Annotated in this window: 9 protein-coding genes; 3 read left to right on the forward strand and 6 right to left on the reverse strand. The window is 42.4% G+C overall.

What is annotated here, in order from left to right; all coding sequences use genetic code 11:
* Nucleotides 1–15: 15 nt before the first annotated feature.
* The 4 genes from ACAY00_RS13340 to ACAY00_RS13355 all read right to left on the reverse strand — a co-directional run bounded on the left by ACAY00_RS13340 (nucleotide 16) and on the right by ACAY00_RS13355 (nucleotide 8,077).
* A complete protein-coding gene (locus ACAY00_RS13340) occupies nucleotides 16–897 on the reverse strand; it encodes a glycosyl hydrolase family 17 protein (RefSeq protein ID WP_371374668.1) in 882 nt (293 codons plus the stop codon).
* A gap of 166 nt (nucleotides 898–1,063) precedes the next feature.
* A complete protein-coding gene (locus tag ACAY00_RS13345) occupies nucleotides 1,064–4,504 on the reverse strand; it encodes a hypothetical protein (RefSeq protein ID WP_371374671.1) in 3,441 nt (1,146 codons plus the stop codon).
* Between the two features lie 55 nt (nucleotides 4,505–4,559).
* Entirely contained in the window at nucleotides 4,560–5,939 is a 1,380-nt protein-coding gene (locus ACAY00_RS13350) for a family 16 glycosylhydrolase (RefSeq protein ID WP_371374674.1), read from the reverse strand.
* A 275-nt stretch (nucleotides 5,940–6,214) separates the two neighbouring features.
* Nucleotides 6,215–8,077 carry a glycoside hydrolase family 3 protein gene (locus ACAY00_RS13355; RefSeq protein ID WP_371374676.1) on the reverse strand — a complete coding sequence of 621 codons (1,863 nt, stop codon included), beginning with the start codon at nucleotides 8,075–8,077 and terminating at the stop codon, nucleotides 6,215–6,217.
* A gap of 520 nt (nucleotides 8,078–8,597) precedes the next feature.
* Here ACAY00_RS13355 and ACAY00_RS13360 point away from each other — a divergent pair.
* Together ACAY00_RS13360 and ACAY00_RS13365 are read left to right on the forward strand one after the other, a co-directional pair.
* Nucleotides 8,598–10,076, forward strand: a complete 1,479-nt coding sequence (locus tag ACAY00_RS13360; RefSeq protein ID WP_371374679.1) for an MFS transporter — start codon at nucleotides 8,598–8,600, stop codon at nucleotides 10,074–10,076.
* A gap of 232 nt (nucleotides 10,077–10,308) precedes the next feature.
* Nucleotides 10,309–12,540, forward strand: a complete 2,232-nt coding sequence (locus ACAY00_RS13365) for a glycoside hydrolase family 3 N-terminal domain-containing protein (RefSeq protein WP_371374682.1) — start codon at nucleotides 10,309–10,311, stop codon at nucleotides 12,538–12,540.
* Between the two features lie 64 nt (nucleotides 12,541–12,604).
* Here the strand turns inward: ACAY00_RS13365 and ACAY00_RS13370 are convergent, their stop codons facing one another.
* Complete coding sequence (locus ACAY00_RS13370) at nucleotides 12,605–13,957, reverse strand: MATE family efflux transporter (protein ID WP_371374685.1); 1,353 nt, start codon at nucleotides 13,955–13,957, stop codon at nucleotides 12,605–12,607.
* A 215-nt stretch (nucleotides 13,958–14,172) separates the two neighbouring features.
* Here ACAY00_RS13370 and ubiA point away from each other — a divergent pair, with 215 nt between their 5' ends.
* Nucleotides 14,173–15,045, forward strand: a complete 873-nt coding sequence (ubiA, locus tag ACAY00_RS13375) for a 4-hydroxybenzoate octaprenyltransferase (RefSeq protein ID WP_371374687.1) — start codon at nucleotides 14,173–14,175, stop codon at nucleotides 15,043–15,045.
* A 61-nt stretch (nucleotides 15,046–15,106) separates the two neighbouring features.
* Here the strand turns inward: ubiA and recQ are convergent, their stop codons facing one another.
* A complete protein-coding gene (recQ, locus tag ACAY00_RS13380; RefSeq protein ID WP_371374691.1) occupies nucleotides 15,107–16,951 on the reverse strand; it encodes a DNA helicase RecQ in 1,845 nt (614 codons plus the stop codon).
* Between the last annotated feature and the right edge of the window lie 76 nt (nucleotides 16,952–17,027).

Consider the following 17,027-nt stretch of genomic DNA (forward strand, 5'->3'; position numbering starts at 1 on the left):
CCTGTGTTGTTTAATTTAATATTTTAGCTTGCCGTCTTTATCCCAAAGACCCCAATAAGCACCAACATCCCCTTCGGCCTCAACCTTCCAGGTCTCATCAAAAGACGAAAAATAGAAGATATCAATATTATCCTCTTCTGCCCATTGATATGTATTAATAAAATAGCGAATAGCGTTATCATAAGATGGTATTGCGCCACCCGTTGACGTTCCAACTGTAGGCCAGCCCGTTTCCGTAACAATAACTTTTTTACCTTTCGCCGCTTTTATTGCCCTGCGGTACATGTCTTTCATGTAAAGTAATGAATAGTCTGCTGGGCATCCTTCCCAAAATGGATAACAGTTTGCCAAAATCACATCGCATGCATCAGCAATGTTAGGGTGGTCTTCAAATTCGTAGTAGGCATCAACATAACCGACGGGGACATTAACGGCGGCTTTGGCCCGTTCAATATAGTTAATCAGCTGTTGTTCACTCAGCTCTTCACGCAATAGGACTTCATTACCAACACCAAGAATATCAACTGCGCCTTCATTCGCTAAAGCAATGGCATTAGCCAATTCTTCTTCATTGGTTTCTATATCGTCATCAAGCCAAACCCCTACCATAGTTTTTAAGCCCATGGACTTAGCAACTTGAGGAATGAGTTCATTGCCCTCGGTACAAGAAAATGTACGGATCCATTTTACGTTATCGGCAATTAACGATAAGCGCTCAACGATTTGTTCTTTAGTAATTTGCGTTCCTGGTCCTTGGCCTTCGATGTAAGGGCTAAAAGAGATTCCATGAATTTTGTTATCTAAAATCGATTTTACCGTTTCTTTTAATTCTTCTGTTGATAAATTAAAAAAATTAATCCCTGCTAAGGACATATATTTATTATATCTTTTAGACATTTTTCTCTCCTTGTTTACCACGATAAATTGCCGCTGCAGAGTTAACCTAACAATCAAATTGCGATGCTCACAAAGCAGTCAAAATAGGGTTGATTTTTATACTTTTTATAATTAGGGCAAAAAAAAGGCGCTGCAACACCAAAGTATTTGCAGCGCCTATTCGGTATTAGCCTTGGAATAAATCCTTTGCATTTAGGCTAATTTCGATGCACTTAATAGCACCGTCACGGTTGAAGATATGTTGGCTATCTTCAGCCGATAAGCTTAACGTATCAAAGCTTTCACGACGACCATCGGCGTATTCAATGGTCAATTGCGGTTGTGCTTCAGTCAATTGGTATACAAATGGCAACTGACACCAAGTAAAGCCTAATGCGTTTGCTGGCATCTGGATGGTTTGCCACTCGTCGCTTAAGTCTAGGTATTTAAAGCTTGCCGCTGACTCAATAAATTCTTGCGCGCGTAATAGTGTTGGTTCAAAACGAACTAAGCCGTTTTCAACACGAATACCGAGCTCAGAGAATCGAGTCAATACTTCTTCTTTAACCTGACCTGTCATGCCCGGTTGCTGTGCACCTGAGTGACCTGGTGTGTGTGAGTATGGGTCGGTTGGGAAAGCACCATATTCTTCTGGTGTTTTGTTAAAACCGATACCATGACGAACACGGTAGTACAGCTGACCTAAACGCTTGATGTTTTCTTCGTTACCTTCACTAAGCGCTTGCTCGTAGTTTTCTTCTACCGCCAACAACAGTTTTGACACCATGTGCCAGTAGATGCTGCCTAAACCTTCGAAACCAAACATACCACCAGAACGACCGGTAAAGGCATTATGGTTAAATACTTTTTCATAAAGGGCTAAAGTTTTCGCGCTATTTGCTGCTTTTAACTCATCGTATTTAGCCGGTAATGCCGCTAATTGTGCTTTCAAACAATCTGCGTTTTTAAAGTCTGAGTTAAAACGGTAATGACCAAGTGCGTCTTTTGACACAATCGCAACATGACCGTCTGCTAACAACTGCTCTAATAATGCATTAGTTGAAATATCTTCAGCAGCAATTTGGTTCTTCTGTAAGAAACTTGGTAGCTGACGATCTGGGTACAAGATGAATGAGTCTTGATCCTGACGGTAAATGTCACTCGCAAATAAGTTTTCTAATACATTGATGGTTTCTTCTGTCGATAACGCTTTTGAGCTTAATACCGCAACTTGACCTTCAAGCATTTGATAAAGTGTGTCTACGCCTAAAGACTCATCACCCAGTTTCATTAGGTTATATGCTTCGTAAAGCTCGTCTTCACGCTTGTTCACTTTAATGGTGTAATCGATAGCCGTTAATGCATTTTCTAATAACGCATGGAAGTCTGCCATTGGCATCTTAACTTTGGCGCTAAAACCTTCTTGTTGATATACTTTTTGACGGTAATCACAAGCTGATTGACCTAATTCTTTGGTCAATTCAAAACACAATTGATCAGAGATTGAACCTGATGTCGCTTGTGCCATTTTAATCATACCGGCTAGGGTTGATTGTAACCACTCACTTACTTCAGCAGATAATTCTACATCGCCTTGCTCGTTCGCTAATTGCTCTTGTAAGAAACATACGTAACGGCGTAAGTAACATAGAGTTACCATTGACAAGCCTTGACCTACCAATGCGTTGTTAGCATCGTTCCACTCTGGACGTTGAGTGTTTAACCAGATACCACCACCAACAACAAAGTTACCTAATTTAGACAATAAGGCTACGGCTAACTTTTCAAGTAAGTTCACTTGATAAACCGTGGCATCAGCTTCTAAAACCATTTTGCCGTCGGCACCGAATTTTTCAACACGTTGGTCAATGATTTCAGCTAATCTCTCGTCAAACATAACGGTACTTTTAGCATTTTCAAAAATGTCAGCTAATGGCTTAATACGGTAAGGTACGTTGGCGTAGCTGAAAATGTTTTTGTGGAACATTTCAGATAGCTTGGCCGGATGGAACTTAGCCGATAGCTCCAACATTTTTTGTAAATAGATGATTTGGTGATCACCCCAGTATCCGATATAGCTCCATGGATCATCTGGCTCTTCTACTTCCCAGTCGATACCTTCTTTGGTGATACGGTACGGGTTGTAACCATCGATAGTGCTGGCGTTAACAAATTTAGCGATAACACTTTCAATAAAGCTTGGGTAGCTGAAAGTGATGGCTTCCCAGTTTTGGAAAATATCACGCCAGTTACCTTGATACGTTAATAAGCGGTTACCTTCATCGTCTTTTAGTTTGATCACAAACTGGTTCCAAGGACGACTTGGATCACCGTGACGACGACCAAATGAAATTGGTAAGTATTCACAACATAGACGTTCTAATTGCAAATCATTTTGCTCTTTAACACTGTCTAGTAAATCATTGTAGCTTTGCTTTTCTGGCATTGACTCAAGGAATGCTTGATTACGCTCATACACAGCCGTGTTGAACAACTTAACCGTTTTGCTAAAGTCTGAAGCTAAAATTTGGTATTGATCGTCAAAAATACCACCACGCATCGCGTTAAATAACACGTTAGCGTAATGATGAACCGATACTTCTTCTTCGGCTGTGGTTTGTAGGCCATCTGTCGCAGCCATGATACGAGCAAGGTCGTCACTGCCGTGCTCAACTGAATCAGCCAGTTTTTGAGCTAAAGCTGTTTTGTCTTGTAAATCAACTAATAACTCAGTTGATTGAACTTGTGACAACTCAATGTTAGCAACAAATTGCCAAGTTTGTTTGGCACCTGCTGCTAGTTCTACCTTGGTATTCACAAAGTAGCTCGCACGAATACCACGCTTTTGTGCTTCCGTTGTTAACGTTTCGCCACGTTTGAAGTTTTCTAACTGTAAGCTCGAAAGTAATGTCGTTGGCTTGTCTAAACCTAGCGCGAAAATGGTGTTCGCACGTAACGATTCACAAGGTTCTGCACGGTCAGTGATACCTGAGAATAAAGTGAAGAAGGCTAAACCTGATTCGGCTTCAAGCTCAGTCCACTTGTAAGCATCCACTAAGTTAGCTGAGTTGGCTTGAGTATAACGTGGTGTACCAGCAGGTAATACGTTTTGTAAACCATCAACAAATTCTACGGATGCTTGGTTATCACCGATGTTTTCAAGTTCACAATCACGAACAAAACCGTACTCTTCACTGGTTGCCCAAGTGTAACGAAACACCAGGTTAAGATCTAAGTTACGCTCTTCAAAACATAACTTATTACCAAGGGTATTTTTGTACAGGTTGCGCTCAATGTTAAAACGATCGTCGTGTTCGGTGTTGAACGGTTCCCAGTAAATATCCTGTTCGCCAGAACGTACTTTAACAATGGTTTTACTACCGGTGTTTAACGCACTGTCTTGAATTTGATCAACGGTTTGATATGGGAACAAAGCCGTTTCAGGTGATACGCGACCAGCCGTTAAGCCACCATTGGAAGAAATAAACAACCAATGATCTGAGTTAGAAACAACACTGATAAAAAACGGTGCCATTTTATGCACGTTTTTAATAGCGTAAAAGCGGTCGTTGTTTAAGGTGACAAATTCGCCACTTACCGACGCATCGTGTGTAGTTAAGTTATTCATGTAAAACTCCGCCAAAAAGTGTGGCTTTTATATCATTAAAATTAATTCTGTTTGATTATGACTTGGCTTTGTAAACCCTGACATAATCGACTTCCATTTGCACTGGAAAAATACTGTCATCAACTGGTCCGCCTGCGCGACCCCACATGCCACCAACGGCAAGGTTTAGAATCAAATGAAATGGGTGATCAAATGGCCACGCTTTCCATCCGGTTTGCTCATTGACGTATGTAAAATATAGAGTGTCATTGAAAAAAATCGAGATTTGTTCTGGAGTCCACTCCAATGAGTAGGTATGAAACGCTTGTTCTGCATTAACCGTTTCAACACTGCCCTTGCGTTGTTCCCATTCTGCCCAGTAGTACGCTTTAGTATGAACGGTGCCATGCACTTTATTCATATCAAAACCAACATGCTCCATAATGTCGATTTCACCGGAATTTGGCCACGCATTACAGGTGCTACTACCTTGCCAATCTTCGTTTTCTTTACACGTTGTGGCGTATTTATACGGATCGCTTGGTAACATCCAAATCGCCGGCCAAGTACCTTGACCTGCTGGCAGTTTAGCTCTTACTTCAATTCGACCGTAGTGAATATCGCCTTTACCCTGAGTATGGATACGACCAGAGGTATACTCGGCGCCATTATAAGACTCTTTAAACGCTTGGATAATAAGTTTACCATCTTCTACGCGCACATTCTTCGCCCGATCAGTGTAAGCTTGATCTTCATCATTTACTTTTTTAGCCGGCCAAATATTGTAACTCCAACGACTTGAATCTGGGGCACCGGGTTGGTTGAATTCATCTTGCCAAACCAATTCCCATTTTTCGTCGTCACGAGGTCGAGCATCGCGAATAATTAACCCATTAAGAATCGGTAAATCTTTAATCGCTTCTAAACGAATATCAAGTTGTCCGTCGGTTACTTCCACTTGGCTGACTGCACGATCTAATGCCGAAATATGCTTACCATCTCGCGCACCGCGCACATCTAGATTGCGAATATGCAACTGATCTTCAACAAACACATTAAACACACGAGAGCCAATGGCACGATCTTCTGGCTCAGCAAACATGAAAGTAACGTCATATTTGCCATTTTCTAATGGTTTAGAAAAACTCAACTCACCTTCGCGAAACGTTTCGTAGAGCTCACCATCTTGCGAACCTTTGGTGTATTCCATCGACTTTATTGGTGCATCTACAGTTAGCGTATCGGCATGATACACGACACCATCAACACCCAGATATTCTGCACCACCAACATTAACGGCCCACTCAAACTCAGCTGTTTCAACACTAACCGTTGCCACATTGTCCGACTCGGGTTTAGAACACGCGGTTAATACGGTAAGTGACATACCAATCGTAAACGCTAACAAGCCACGGTTGCCCTTAAAAGTCGGTAGTTTTGCTGTAATATCTTTCATTAATTTGCCCCAATTATTTCAAATATCTTTGAAAATTAGAAATTTGTGCTAATAAAGCAACAAATTATCCTATGTACAATACAAATAAGATAAAGTGGACTTGGATTGCGACCTGAGGGAAAGTCAGGTTTAAATCTTAATACCTGACTAAAATTGATCGATTTCCAGGGTAATCCGCTCAATTTTAAACGAATAAAACGGCTACAACAAATATCTTAGAGCTAAAAGTTTTAAAAGCCGATAAAAATAAAAACAAATGGTAAATCAAGGGTTAATTAGTTGTGATATTGCAGACCATATCCATAGTTAAACAAGACCTTACTCGTTGGCTTGGTATGAGCTTTTTGATCAATGCTGGCCGGCCAAGTAAAACCCAGTTTGGCGCTAAAATTTACTCGATTAAACAATAAGTCAACCACCCCATTGCCCATGATCCCTGGCAACCAAGCCGCAATAAAGGCTTGAGAAGCGTCAAGCTCCTGATTAATCAGGAGTGGCCGACCAGAGAGTAATATGGTCACCACCTTTATGCCTTTAGCTCGAATATTTTCTATGGTTCGGATATCTTCAGGGTGAAGATTGGATAACCGAAGACTATCACCATAAGGCTCAAGAATATTGAATCGACCATCAATCATCGAGCCTGATTTGACCAAGTAATTATTATTTCGTCTTATATCGCCAAGACCTTCAGCGTATGGCAGCTCCCCCACAACAACCACGGCAATGTCATGTTGCTTGGGGTCGGCATCTTCGCCGAACGGTTGCTGACTCAAGGATGCATTTGGTGCCGATTGCTTGATTGCTTGCCAAATGGAGCAACCATGAGCAAAGGCCTCATTGCCCTCACATCCTTGCCAATCAAGCGTGAAGCCACCGCATTGGCTGCCGATATTATCGGCGTTTTTACCCGCAACAAAAATCTTTTGCTGTCGATTTAACGGCAATACATTGGCGTTATTTTTAAGCAATACGGCAGACTTCTGCACCGCTTCAATAGCCAATGCTCGGTGCTTTTCACTGCCAAAGTGGCGGGTATTGGCCATCTTCCGCTCTGAGGGTTTTGCTAATGCAAACAAGCCTAGACGATGTTTAACCCATAAAATGCGGCGCACAGCATCATTAATTCGTGACATTGAAATGGTACCCAAAGCCACATGATTGCGCAGGTGTTCAATTAAGTGCTTCCAATTATTTGGCGCCATAAACATATCGATGCCCGCATTTACCGCAATCGCAACCGCACTGTATGTACCCTCTGGCAGGTATTCAATCCCTTCCATATCGGAAACCACAAAGCCCTGAAACTGTAGTTTATCTTTTAAAATGTCGGTCAATAAAAAACGACTGCCATGACATTTTGCACCATTCCAACTGCTAAAAGACGCCATCACCGTTAAAGCGCCTTCGGCGATGCCTTGCTCAAACGGTTTGATATGGGTTGCTTGCAACTGTTCAAACGATAATTTGGTATCACCTTGGTCAATACCATATAAGGTGCCGCCATCGCCAACAAAATGTTTAATACAGCTAGCAACGGACTCGTGTTCGAAGGGGTGTTGAATGCCGCTGATCAGGGCTCGGCCTAACTCACTGACTAAATCGGTATTCTCAGAGAAGCTTTCATACACTCGACCCCAATGAAAATCTTGGGCAACCGCCAAATTGGGACCAAAGACCCAATTTATGCCACTGGCAAGAACTTCTTTGGCGGTGGCTTGACCAATACGTTTGACTAAATCTGGATCTCGAGTACAACCTAAACCAATGTTATGCGGGAAGATGGTCCCGCCCTCAACATTGGCGTGACCGTGAACCGCATCCACCCCAAATAGCACCGGAATATCAGTACGACGTGGTGATTGTGACGATTTTACAGAAGACGATAGCCAAAATGTATCGCTAATATGAAGCCATTGTTGTGGGGTATTGATATTTGGATAGCTTCCGGCGGCGCTTAAGACCCCACCGATATGATACTTGCGCACATCTTCAGGGCTGGTCGAGCTCCATTCTACTTGCATCATTTGACCAATTTTTTGATCCAGAGTCATTGCTGATAAGCATTGCTCAATCTGCTTATTTAACTCTGATTGATGATCATTTTTTATGGAATTTTTTACAGTAAGTTTCAACATAGGTCCATATAAAAATGTAAAGTAGTGAAGATTTGAACAAATTAGTTTAACATCAGCTTGGTGCTGTGATTTAGTCGCTTAATAAGATTAAAAAATAACCTTAAAATAATTACTTACACTGAAGCCATAACATTAACATATGTTACTAAAGTTGTAGTTTTCAATTTAAATAAGACCAAATGGTCATGCAATGAGACAACAGGGAAAGTTAGAATGATAATAATTGGGCAGCAAACTTGGTTTATAGGTTCGTCGCTTAGTTTACCCATTCACCGATTTCTCGTCCCACTCATCGCTTATTGGTTGCTTGTTTTTACGAAGGGATTAATGTCATAGTGAAAAATTCAGAGATATTTTTTATAACAATGAAAAGTCTAAAATAGCCATCTCTGAACCATACCCAAGGTTAACCCATTCTCCAATGCGCGAATTCCATGTTTTCCTTAGGTATGTTTTGGTTATAACAACAACATGCTTTTGTGATTTTACATAAAAAGCGCTATCAACACGGTAACCAGTGATGAATAATACGAAAACATACACTACCGCTCCTGAAGACAGAATCTCCTTTCTGCGCAAGTTTATTTACGGACTTGGGGCTCTTGTAAACAACCTTCTTGGTGCTGCCATTGCCGGCATGGCCATTGTGTTAAATTTAGGTCTAGGGATGAACCCTGCCCTCGTAGGCTTATTAGGCTCTTTACCTCGATTTGTCGATGCGATAACCGACCCTTTAATGGGATTTATCTCCGACAAATCAAAAACCAGATGGGGTCGACGCAGGCCTTATATTTTCATCGGGGCTATTTTAGCCGGTATTGTTTTCGCCCTATTGTGGCAATTACCTGCAGGTAAAAGTGAATCCTTTTACTTTTGGTTTTTCCTCATTGGCAGTATTTTGTTTTACTTTGCCTACACCATTTTTGCGACCCCTTGGGTTGCGTTAGGGTACGAATTAACCCCTGATTACCATGAACGTACCCGACTCATGGGTGTGTCTAACTTTATGGGCCAATTAGCCTACTTAATGGCACCATGGTTCTTATGGTTTATGCAATCAGACATGTTCTTTGATGATATGGTCACCGGCGCTGGCTGGTTAGCCGTTATTATCGGTGCCTTTACCATCTGTGTGGGTGTGTTACCGGCAATTTTCTTAAAAGAACGTGGTACTTTAGAACAAAAAGCACCAGCTGAGTCTGCCATTGCACCAAGCGTGCAAGCCGAAACGCCACCGGCCGAAACGTTTACCATTGGTCAGCGCGTAAAACAGTTCTTAAAAGGCTTTGTGATCACCTTGAAATTTAAGCCATTCTTATGTTTATGTGGCGCCACTTTCTTAGTGTTTAATGGCTTTATGATGGTTTCATCATTCCAAAGCTACGTAATTATTTACTACGTTTTTGGTGGTGACCAATCGGCTGGTGCTGAATATGTTGGCTGGTCTGGTACCATGTCGGCCATCGGTACTTTCTGTGTTATTTTATTAGTAACGAAATTAGCGACGCTTTGGGGCAAGCGTAAGACATTCTTCTTCGCCATCGGTATGTCGATTATTGGTTATGCCTTAAAGTGGGTGTGCTATAACCCTGACTACCCACTATTGCTTCTGGTACCACAACCGTTTATTGCCTTTGGTTTAGGTGGTTTATTCACCCTAATGGGCTCAATGATTGCCGACGTATGTGATCTAGATGAACTTAATACAGAAGAACGCCGAGAAGGTATGTTCGGTTCTATTTACTGGTGGGTTGTTAAACTTGGGATGGCGGTGGCTCTTGCCGCTGGTGGATTCTTGTTAAATGCGACAGGGTTTGATGTGGCCCTTGGTAATGACCAAACCGCTGACACCCTATTTTGGATGCGATTCTATGATGTGGTGATCCCAGTGATTGCCTCAGTTATCGCTATCTACTTAGTGTACATATTCCCAATCACCGAGCAACGCGCTCATGAAATTAGGGAACAGTTAGAAGCAAGACGCGGTAAACTCGCTTAACCGCGAACCTAGCTTGTAAATAACATGAAAAGCAGAACTTAGGTTCTGCTTTTTCTTGCCCTGCAAACATCCACAATGGTCAAGCGCTTAGTAATGCCCCGCCACAACAAAAATAATACCAATCCGCTATAACGAGGATTCATGCCCTTTAGTCGCTTTTATCTTGAAAGCGCCTATTATCGAGTTATGTTATGCCTTAGGCACTTTTCAATTATCTTTTATGGTTTTAATAATGACGCAACAGCAAGAGTGTAATTTCAGCACGACAATCAACCCCGACGACGCCACTATCGACCGCTTAGTGGCTCAGTTACTTGAACAGATGAGTTTGGATGAAAAAATAGGCCAAATGTGTCAATCCCAAGGTGGTGAAGGCCATATCAGTGAACATTTACGCATGGGGATTCAACAAGGTCAAGTTGGCTCCGTATTGAATGAAACCAATGTCGACGTTGTGAATGAGTTGCAACGCATTGCCGTCGAAGAAAGCCGTCTTGGCATCCCACTTTTGATTGGCCGAGATGTGATTCATGGGTTTAAAACCATTTTTCCGCTGCCCATTGCTCAAGCCGCTAGTTTCGACCCTGAATTGGTTAAACTCGGTGCTAGGATCAGTGCACACGAAGCCGCAAGTTGTGGGGTAAACTGGACCTTTTCGCCAATGATTGACATCAGTCGTGACCCAAGATGGGGTCGTATTGCCGAAAGCTTTGGTGAAGACCCTCTGCTAAATGCCAAACTTGGGGTGGCAATGGTGCAAGGCTATCAGAGTGATAACTTAGCGCAATTCGATGCTATTGCAGCCTGTGCCAAACATTTTGTCGGTTACGGTGCCAGCGAAAGTGGTCGTGATTACAATACCGCCAATATCCCAGAGAACGAATTACGCAATGTGTATTTACCACCGTTTAAAGCGGCACATGAAGCTGGTGTTGCTACTATGATGGCCTCATTTAGTGACTTAAACGGGGTCCCCGCCAGTGGCAACCAATGGTTAATGCAACAAGTATTGAGAGAAGAATGGCAATACCAAGGTATGGTGGTAAGCGACTGGGATTCTATCTTTCAACTTACGGTTCATGGCTTTGCTGACTCTGCCTATGCGGCCGCAAATGCAGCCGCTAATGCCGGTATTGATATGGAAATGGTCAGTACCACCTACCACGAAAACATTGCCCAATTGCTTAGTGATAATCAACTGACCATGACCCAAGTCGATGCTATGGTTGGCAATATTTTACGACTTAAATTTAAACTGAATTTGTTTAATCAGCCTTATACCGAGCCGAAAAAGTTTAAAGCTTTAGTCAATCAACAACACCTTGATGCCGCTCGTGATATGGTACGAAAAAGTTGTGTGTTATTAAAAAATGCGCAACAAACATTGCCATTAAAACCTGATGAGCTTAATGACATCGCGGTTATTGGCCCTTTAGCTGACGATGGCTATGAACAACTTGGTACTTGGATTTTTGACGGTGATGAAAAGCACAGTGTTACCCCTTTAGCAGCGTTAAAACACGAGTTACCTGAGCATACTAAGGTCCATGTAGCCCGCGCTCTTAGTACCAGTCGCAGTAACAGCGAAGAAGGTTTTGCCGACGCCGTTAAGGCAGCACAGCAATCCGATATTGCCTTATTATTTTTAGGTGAAGAGTCCATTTTATCTGGCGAAGCCCATTGTCGTACCAACATCGACTTACCGGGAGCTCAAGAAGCATTGATTAACCAAATTGCCGCCACCGGTACGCCAATTGTATTAGTCACTATGGCTGGCCGTCCTTTAACTTTATCGAATATTATCGATAAAGTAGGTGCGATTTTATACGCTTGGCACCCCGGTTCAATGGCAGGCCCTGGTATTTCAGACCTGCTCCTGGGGAAATGTTCGCCATCAGGTAAACTGCCGGTAAGCTTTGTCCGCCATGTTGGTCAAGTGCCGTTATACTATGCGCAAAAGCACACTGGCAAACCCGCCAGTGACAGCAACTTTGTTCACATGGATGACTTTCCCGTGCGCGCACCACAAACCTCTATGGGGATGAGCGCGACGCATCTGGATTGTCACTTTACTCCGTTATTTCCTTTTGGCTTTGGTCTTACCTACAGCAACATCCATTGTCGTAAATTACAGCTAAATACGCACACCCCTGCGATGGATGAAACCATTTATGTGTCAGTTGAGGTGATGAATGAAGGAGACGTTGACACCGATGACGTAATTCAACTTTATATTCGCGATTTGGTTGCGAACGTCACCCGCCCGGTTAAAGAGCTAAAAGCATTTAAGCGCGTGCATTTACCAAAACACTCGAGTATCGAAGTAAAGTTTGCGTTGACCAAAGATGACTTAAGCTTTTACAACCAACGCATGCAACAAGTGACCGAGCCTGGTAAGTTCCATCTGTGGGTTGGTAATAGCAGTGATTGCCAATTACAAACGGAATTTGAGCTGCGAGCATAAAACAGCAAATAAAAAAGCCCTATCGTGCACACGATAGGGCTTTTTTTGGCGGCATTAAATCGTTTTAATTTACAATTTTACGTACCCAACGTTGTTTTGAAATTCGCCAAACAAACAAACCAAACTTGCTGACCTCTTCCGAATACGCCGTTAAAGCAACCCAAAACAATGGTAGGTCAAAATAAAATGCCGCCATTAGAGTTAGCGGAATACTCACCATCCACATGCCAAAGGTATCAATATACAAGCAAGCTTTGGTTTCGCCACCTGCTCGTAATATGCCCAAAGCCATGGTCATGTTACTGATTTTTATCCACGCGCCTAGGGCAATGATTAAAAACACGTCCGATGCTAACGCTAAGGTACTTGCTGGCATGTCGCTAAAAGGCATAAAAATGATGGGCTCAGCAAGCAATAATAGGACGCCTAAAACGATGGCGACTAAAGGCGCCATAATAACAAAGCTCTTGGCGATGCTAATCGCTTGGTCAAACTTTTCCGCGCCTAAGTTTTGCCCCACCATAATAGAGCAGGCAGAGGCAAAGCCAAAAAACAGTGAAATAAACATGCCTTCAATAGGAACCAGCAAACTGATCACCGCCAGCTCTTGTGTGCCTAGTCGGCCGTAAATTAATTGATAAACAAAAGAACCTATAGACCACACCCCAAAACTGGCCATCAACGGCACCACAAGTTTGATCATATCAAACCAAGGTTTAACGATTCTTAGATCTTTAACGTCATTACGTGACGGTTTTAACTTATGACGGGCAATAGATAACACCATAAAAATCAACAACAAGTGACAACCTCGGGCAATTAACGTGGCGATTGCCGCCCCCGTAACGCCTAAAGGTTCAATCCCTAAGCCTCCGTAGATTAACCAGTAGTTAAGAACAATATTAATCACAATCGCAAAGGTGCTAATCACCATAGGTAACTTCACTTGCGAAATACTGCGCAGGGCATTTTCAAACACCATGATGCCACCAACAAACAGTAAGCTTGGCATAGTGATCCACAAATACATTTCACCAATATCGATAACATCTTGATCGGTCGTACCTAAAGCCATCAAACTATCAGCAAAGAAAAAGTTACCAATGACCAAAGGTAATAAGGCTAAAGTACTTAAAATAAGCCCCAATAAAATGGTACTTCGAATGCGACTGGTATTACCGGCACCATGATTTTGCGCAGATAAAATACCTACCCCCCAAGCCAAGCCTGAGACAATAACTAAAACCACAAATTGAACTCGGTTACCAAAGCCGACCGCCGCAACCGAGGCATTACCCAAATGACTCACCATCATCACATCAATCATGCTAAGTAAGGTCACTAAGGTGTTTTGTAAAGAGATTGGCCAAGCCAGTTTAAAACTGTTTTTCAGGGCAGTTCGATTAATAATAGACATCAAGGTTTATTCACGTTTGGGCTTAAGGTAATATAAAAAACAATTTTAGTACGTTTAATTCAACGTCAAGTTTCCCTGCTGTAGAGCAAAAAATCACCAAATTGTTATCCTAATTTTCAAGGGCGCGAATTTTATAACAATTTGTATTGATACGTCTAAATTTTATTCAACTTAGCCGTCTTTTTTTGCTCTGCTCAGTAACCATGGTATGAAATATGTCAACATTGGCCGAAAAATGGCACGCTTTTACACTTATCACTCGCATGGACCGACCGATAGGTACCTATTTATTACTATGGCCAACCCTTTGGGCACTTTGGATTGCCGAGGGTGGCTTTCCAGGTTGGCATCTGTTGATTGTATTTAGTTTGGGGGTGTTTATTATGCGCAGCGCTGGTTGCATTATTAACGACATCGCCGATAGAAAAATTGACGGATATGTGCAACGTACTAAGCAGCGCCCATTAATTAAAGGTAGTTTAACGACCCAATCAGCCATAGTGATTTTTATTGCGCTGCTACTTATCGCCTTATTGCTGGTTTTGACCTTGTCTTGGTACACCATTGGATTATCTTTAGTGGCGGTTATCTTGGCCACCATTTACCCTTTTATGAAGCGCTATACTCATTTTCCGCAAGTAGTGTTAGGCGCTGCTTTTAGCTGGGGTATGATCATGGCATTTGCTGAAATCAGGCAATCTATTCCCACGGTCGCTTGGCTCTTATTTGCCGCCAATTTAGTGTGGACCGTCGCATATGACACCATGTATGCCATGGTAGATCGTGATGACGATTTACGAATTGGGGTAAAATCAACGGCCATCATCTTTGGCCGATTCGATACCTTGATCATTAGCCTACTGCAATTGATCACCTTATTGCTGTTGTTTAAGGTCGGTCAAATTGAGCAGTTTAACGTGTTTTATTATCTCGGTTTAATTATCTTAGCGGGGATGTTTATGTATCAGCAAAAGCTGATCAAAAATAGAGAGCGTGCTAACTGCTTTAAAGCCTTTTTGCACAATCACTATGGCCTATTGTGTGTATTGATTGCGATCATCTTTCAATATGAACCGGTTTGGATATAGCCGTTCGTATCCTTTAGGCGTTAAGCGTTAGCCATTAAATTTCAAAGGCCACTTATATGGGCTACTTGTATCGTTTGATCAACTCAATAAACGACGCCCCATAACGCAATAATTTAGTGTCACCAACACCACTGATGGTTAAAAACTCATCCGTGGTTATCGGTTTACGTCTGGCCATTTCAATCAAACTGGCATCGTTAAAGACTATAAACGGGGCAATATCTTCCAAGTCAGCAAGTTCTTTACGTAATAAGCGCAATTGTTTAAACAAGGCTTTATCATAATTAGCCGTGGTCTTATTTTGTTGCCAATAACCTTTTTGTTGCAATCGCGGTCTGGCAATCATTAATGGACGTTCGCCTTTGAGCGCGACCTTTGACGCCTTGGTTAAACAAAGCGCCGATTGTTTTTCAATGTCTTGTTGTAACAAACCAAGGTGAATCAGTTGCCTGATCACTGAAAACCAATACCCTCGAGTTTTGTCTTTACCAATGCCAAAAGTTGAAACGTCTTGGTGCTGGCGCTTTTTAACTGCCTCAGTTTCACGTCCACGCAATACATCAATAACGTAATGAATATCTCCGCTTTGCTCAATGCGATAGACACAGGACAGTACTTTTTGTGCATCAACGGTGGCATCGTACTGACTTGGCGGATCTAAACATATATCGCAATTACCACAGCCATTGTCCGTGTATTGGGCAAAATAATTCAGTAACACTTGGCGGCGGCAGGTTTGCGCTTCAGCAAAGCCTGCCATCGCTGAAAATCGTTGTTGTTCCACATTCACTCGGTGTTCATTATCGTTTTCACTGATCCGTTTTTTGATTTTATCAATGTCTTGATGATCATATAGAAACAACGCTTCAGCGGATAAGCCATCACGCCCCGCTCGCCCGGTTTCTTGATAAAACGACTCCAACGTTCTAGGCATTTCGTAGTGAATCACAAAGCGCACATTAGGCTTGTTAATACCAAGACCAAAGGCCACCGTTGCGACGACAATGCGAATGTTATCTTTGGTAAAACCTTCTTGTATAATATTACGAATTTCAGGCTCTAAGCCGGCATGATAACCAGCGCAGTTAAAACCTTTTTGCGCCAAGGTTTGACTTAACTTATCGACTTGCCAACGACTATTACAATAAATAATACCGCTGTCTTCAGGGCAGCGATTTAAGTATTCTAATAACTGGGTTTCACCATTGTATTTTTCGGTTAAGGTATAGCGAATATTCGGTCGGTCAAAACTGTCCAAATGCACATAAGGCTGGTTGAGTTTTAGCTGCTGTAAAATATCTTTGCGGGTCGTCACATCCGCGGTTGCCGTTAACGCCATAATTGGGGTGTAAGGAAAATGCTCTTTAAGACGCCCAAGTTGGGTATATGAAGGCCGAAAATCGTGGCCCCATTGCGAAATACAATGGGCTTCATCAATCGCAAAAAAGCTTATGTGCATGCTCTGCAGACTTTGTAAGAAGTAATAGCTTAATAATCGCTCGGGCGATACATACAAAATACTGACCTCACCGCGGCCAATTTGACGCATGGTTTCATTGAGTTGTTCTGGACTCATTGAAGAATTAACAAAAGCGGCTTTGATCCCTTGCCTAGTAAGACCATCGACTTGATCTTTCATTAACGCTATCAAAGGTGAAACGACCACCGTCAAGCCAGACATGATGGTTGCGGGTAATTGATAGCATAAAGATTTACCGCCGCCCGTTGGCATTAACACCAGACAATCTTGTCCCGCCAACAAGTGTTCTATGACTTGTTGTTGACCTTTGCGAAATTCCGTATAGCCAAAATGATGTTGCAACGAATGGTGCAAATCAGCATGGCTTGGCAGCTGGGCATTAGATTGATTCAAGGTTGTGGCGCGATTAGACAAAAAGAAAACCATTTTACCCCAGCTTAAGGGTATTTCGATAGGGTTTTATAGTTTTTATCCTAGGCCACTTTAAACTCCCGCTTGCTGC

The sequence above is a fragment of the Thalassotalea sp. 273M-4 genome, assembly GCF_041410465.1.
In the GTDB taxonomy this organism is placed as follows: domain Bacteria; phylum Pseudomonadota; class Gammaproteobacteria; order Enterobacterales; family Alteromonadaceae; genus Thalassotalea_A; species Thalassotalea_A aquiviva.

What these genes read in the sequence shown, in the direction of transcription:
- ACAY00_RS13340 (WP_371374668.1), bottom strand. Translation starts at nt 897, where the DNA reads ATGTCTAAAAGATATAATAAATATATGTCCTTAGCAGGGATTAATTTT.
- ACAY00_RS13345 (WP_371374671.1), bottom strand. Translation starts at nt 4,504, where the DNA reads ATGAATAACTTAACTACACACGATGCGTCGGTAAGTGGCGAATTTGTC.
- ACAY00_RS13350 (WP_371374674.1), bottom strand. Translation starts at nt 5,939, where the DNA reads ATGAAAGATATTACAGCAAAACTACCGACTTTTAAGGGCAACCGTGGC.
- ACAY00_RS13355 (WP_371374676.1), bottom strand. Translation starts at nt 8,077, where the DNA reads ATGTTGAAACTTACTGTAAAAAATTCCATAAAAAATGATCATCAATCA.
- ACAY00_RS13360 (WP_371374679.1), top strand. Translation starts at nt 8,598, where the DNA reads ATGAATAATACGAAAACATACACTACCGCTCCTGAAGACAGAATCTCC.
- ACAY00_RS13365 (WP_371374682.1), top strand. Translation starts at nt 10,309, where the DNA reads ATGACGCAACAGCAAGAGTGTAATTTCAGCACGACAATCAACCCCGAC.
- ACAY00_RS13370 (WP_371374685.1), bottom strand. Translation starts at nt 13,957, where the DNA reads ATGTCTATTATTAATCGAACTGCCCTGAAAAACAGTTTTAAACTGGCT.
- ubiA (WP_371374687.1), top strand. Translation starts at nt 14,173, where the DNA reads ATGTCAACATTGGCCGAAAAATGGCACGCTTTTACACTTATCACTCGC.
- recQ (WP_371374691.1), bottom strand. Translation starts at nt 16,951, where the DNA reads ATGGTTTTCTTTTTGTCTAATCGCGCCACAACCTTGAATCAATCTAAT.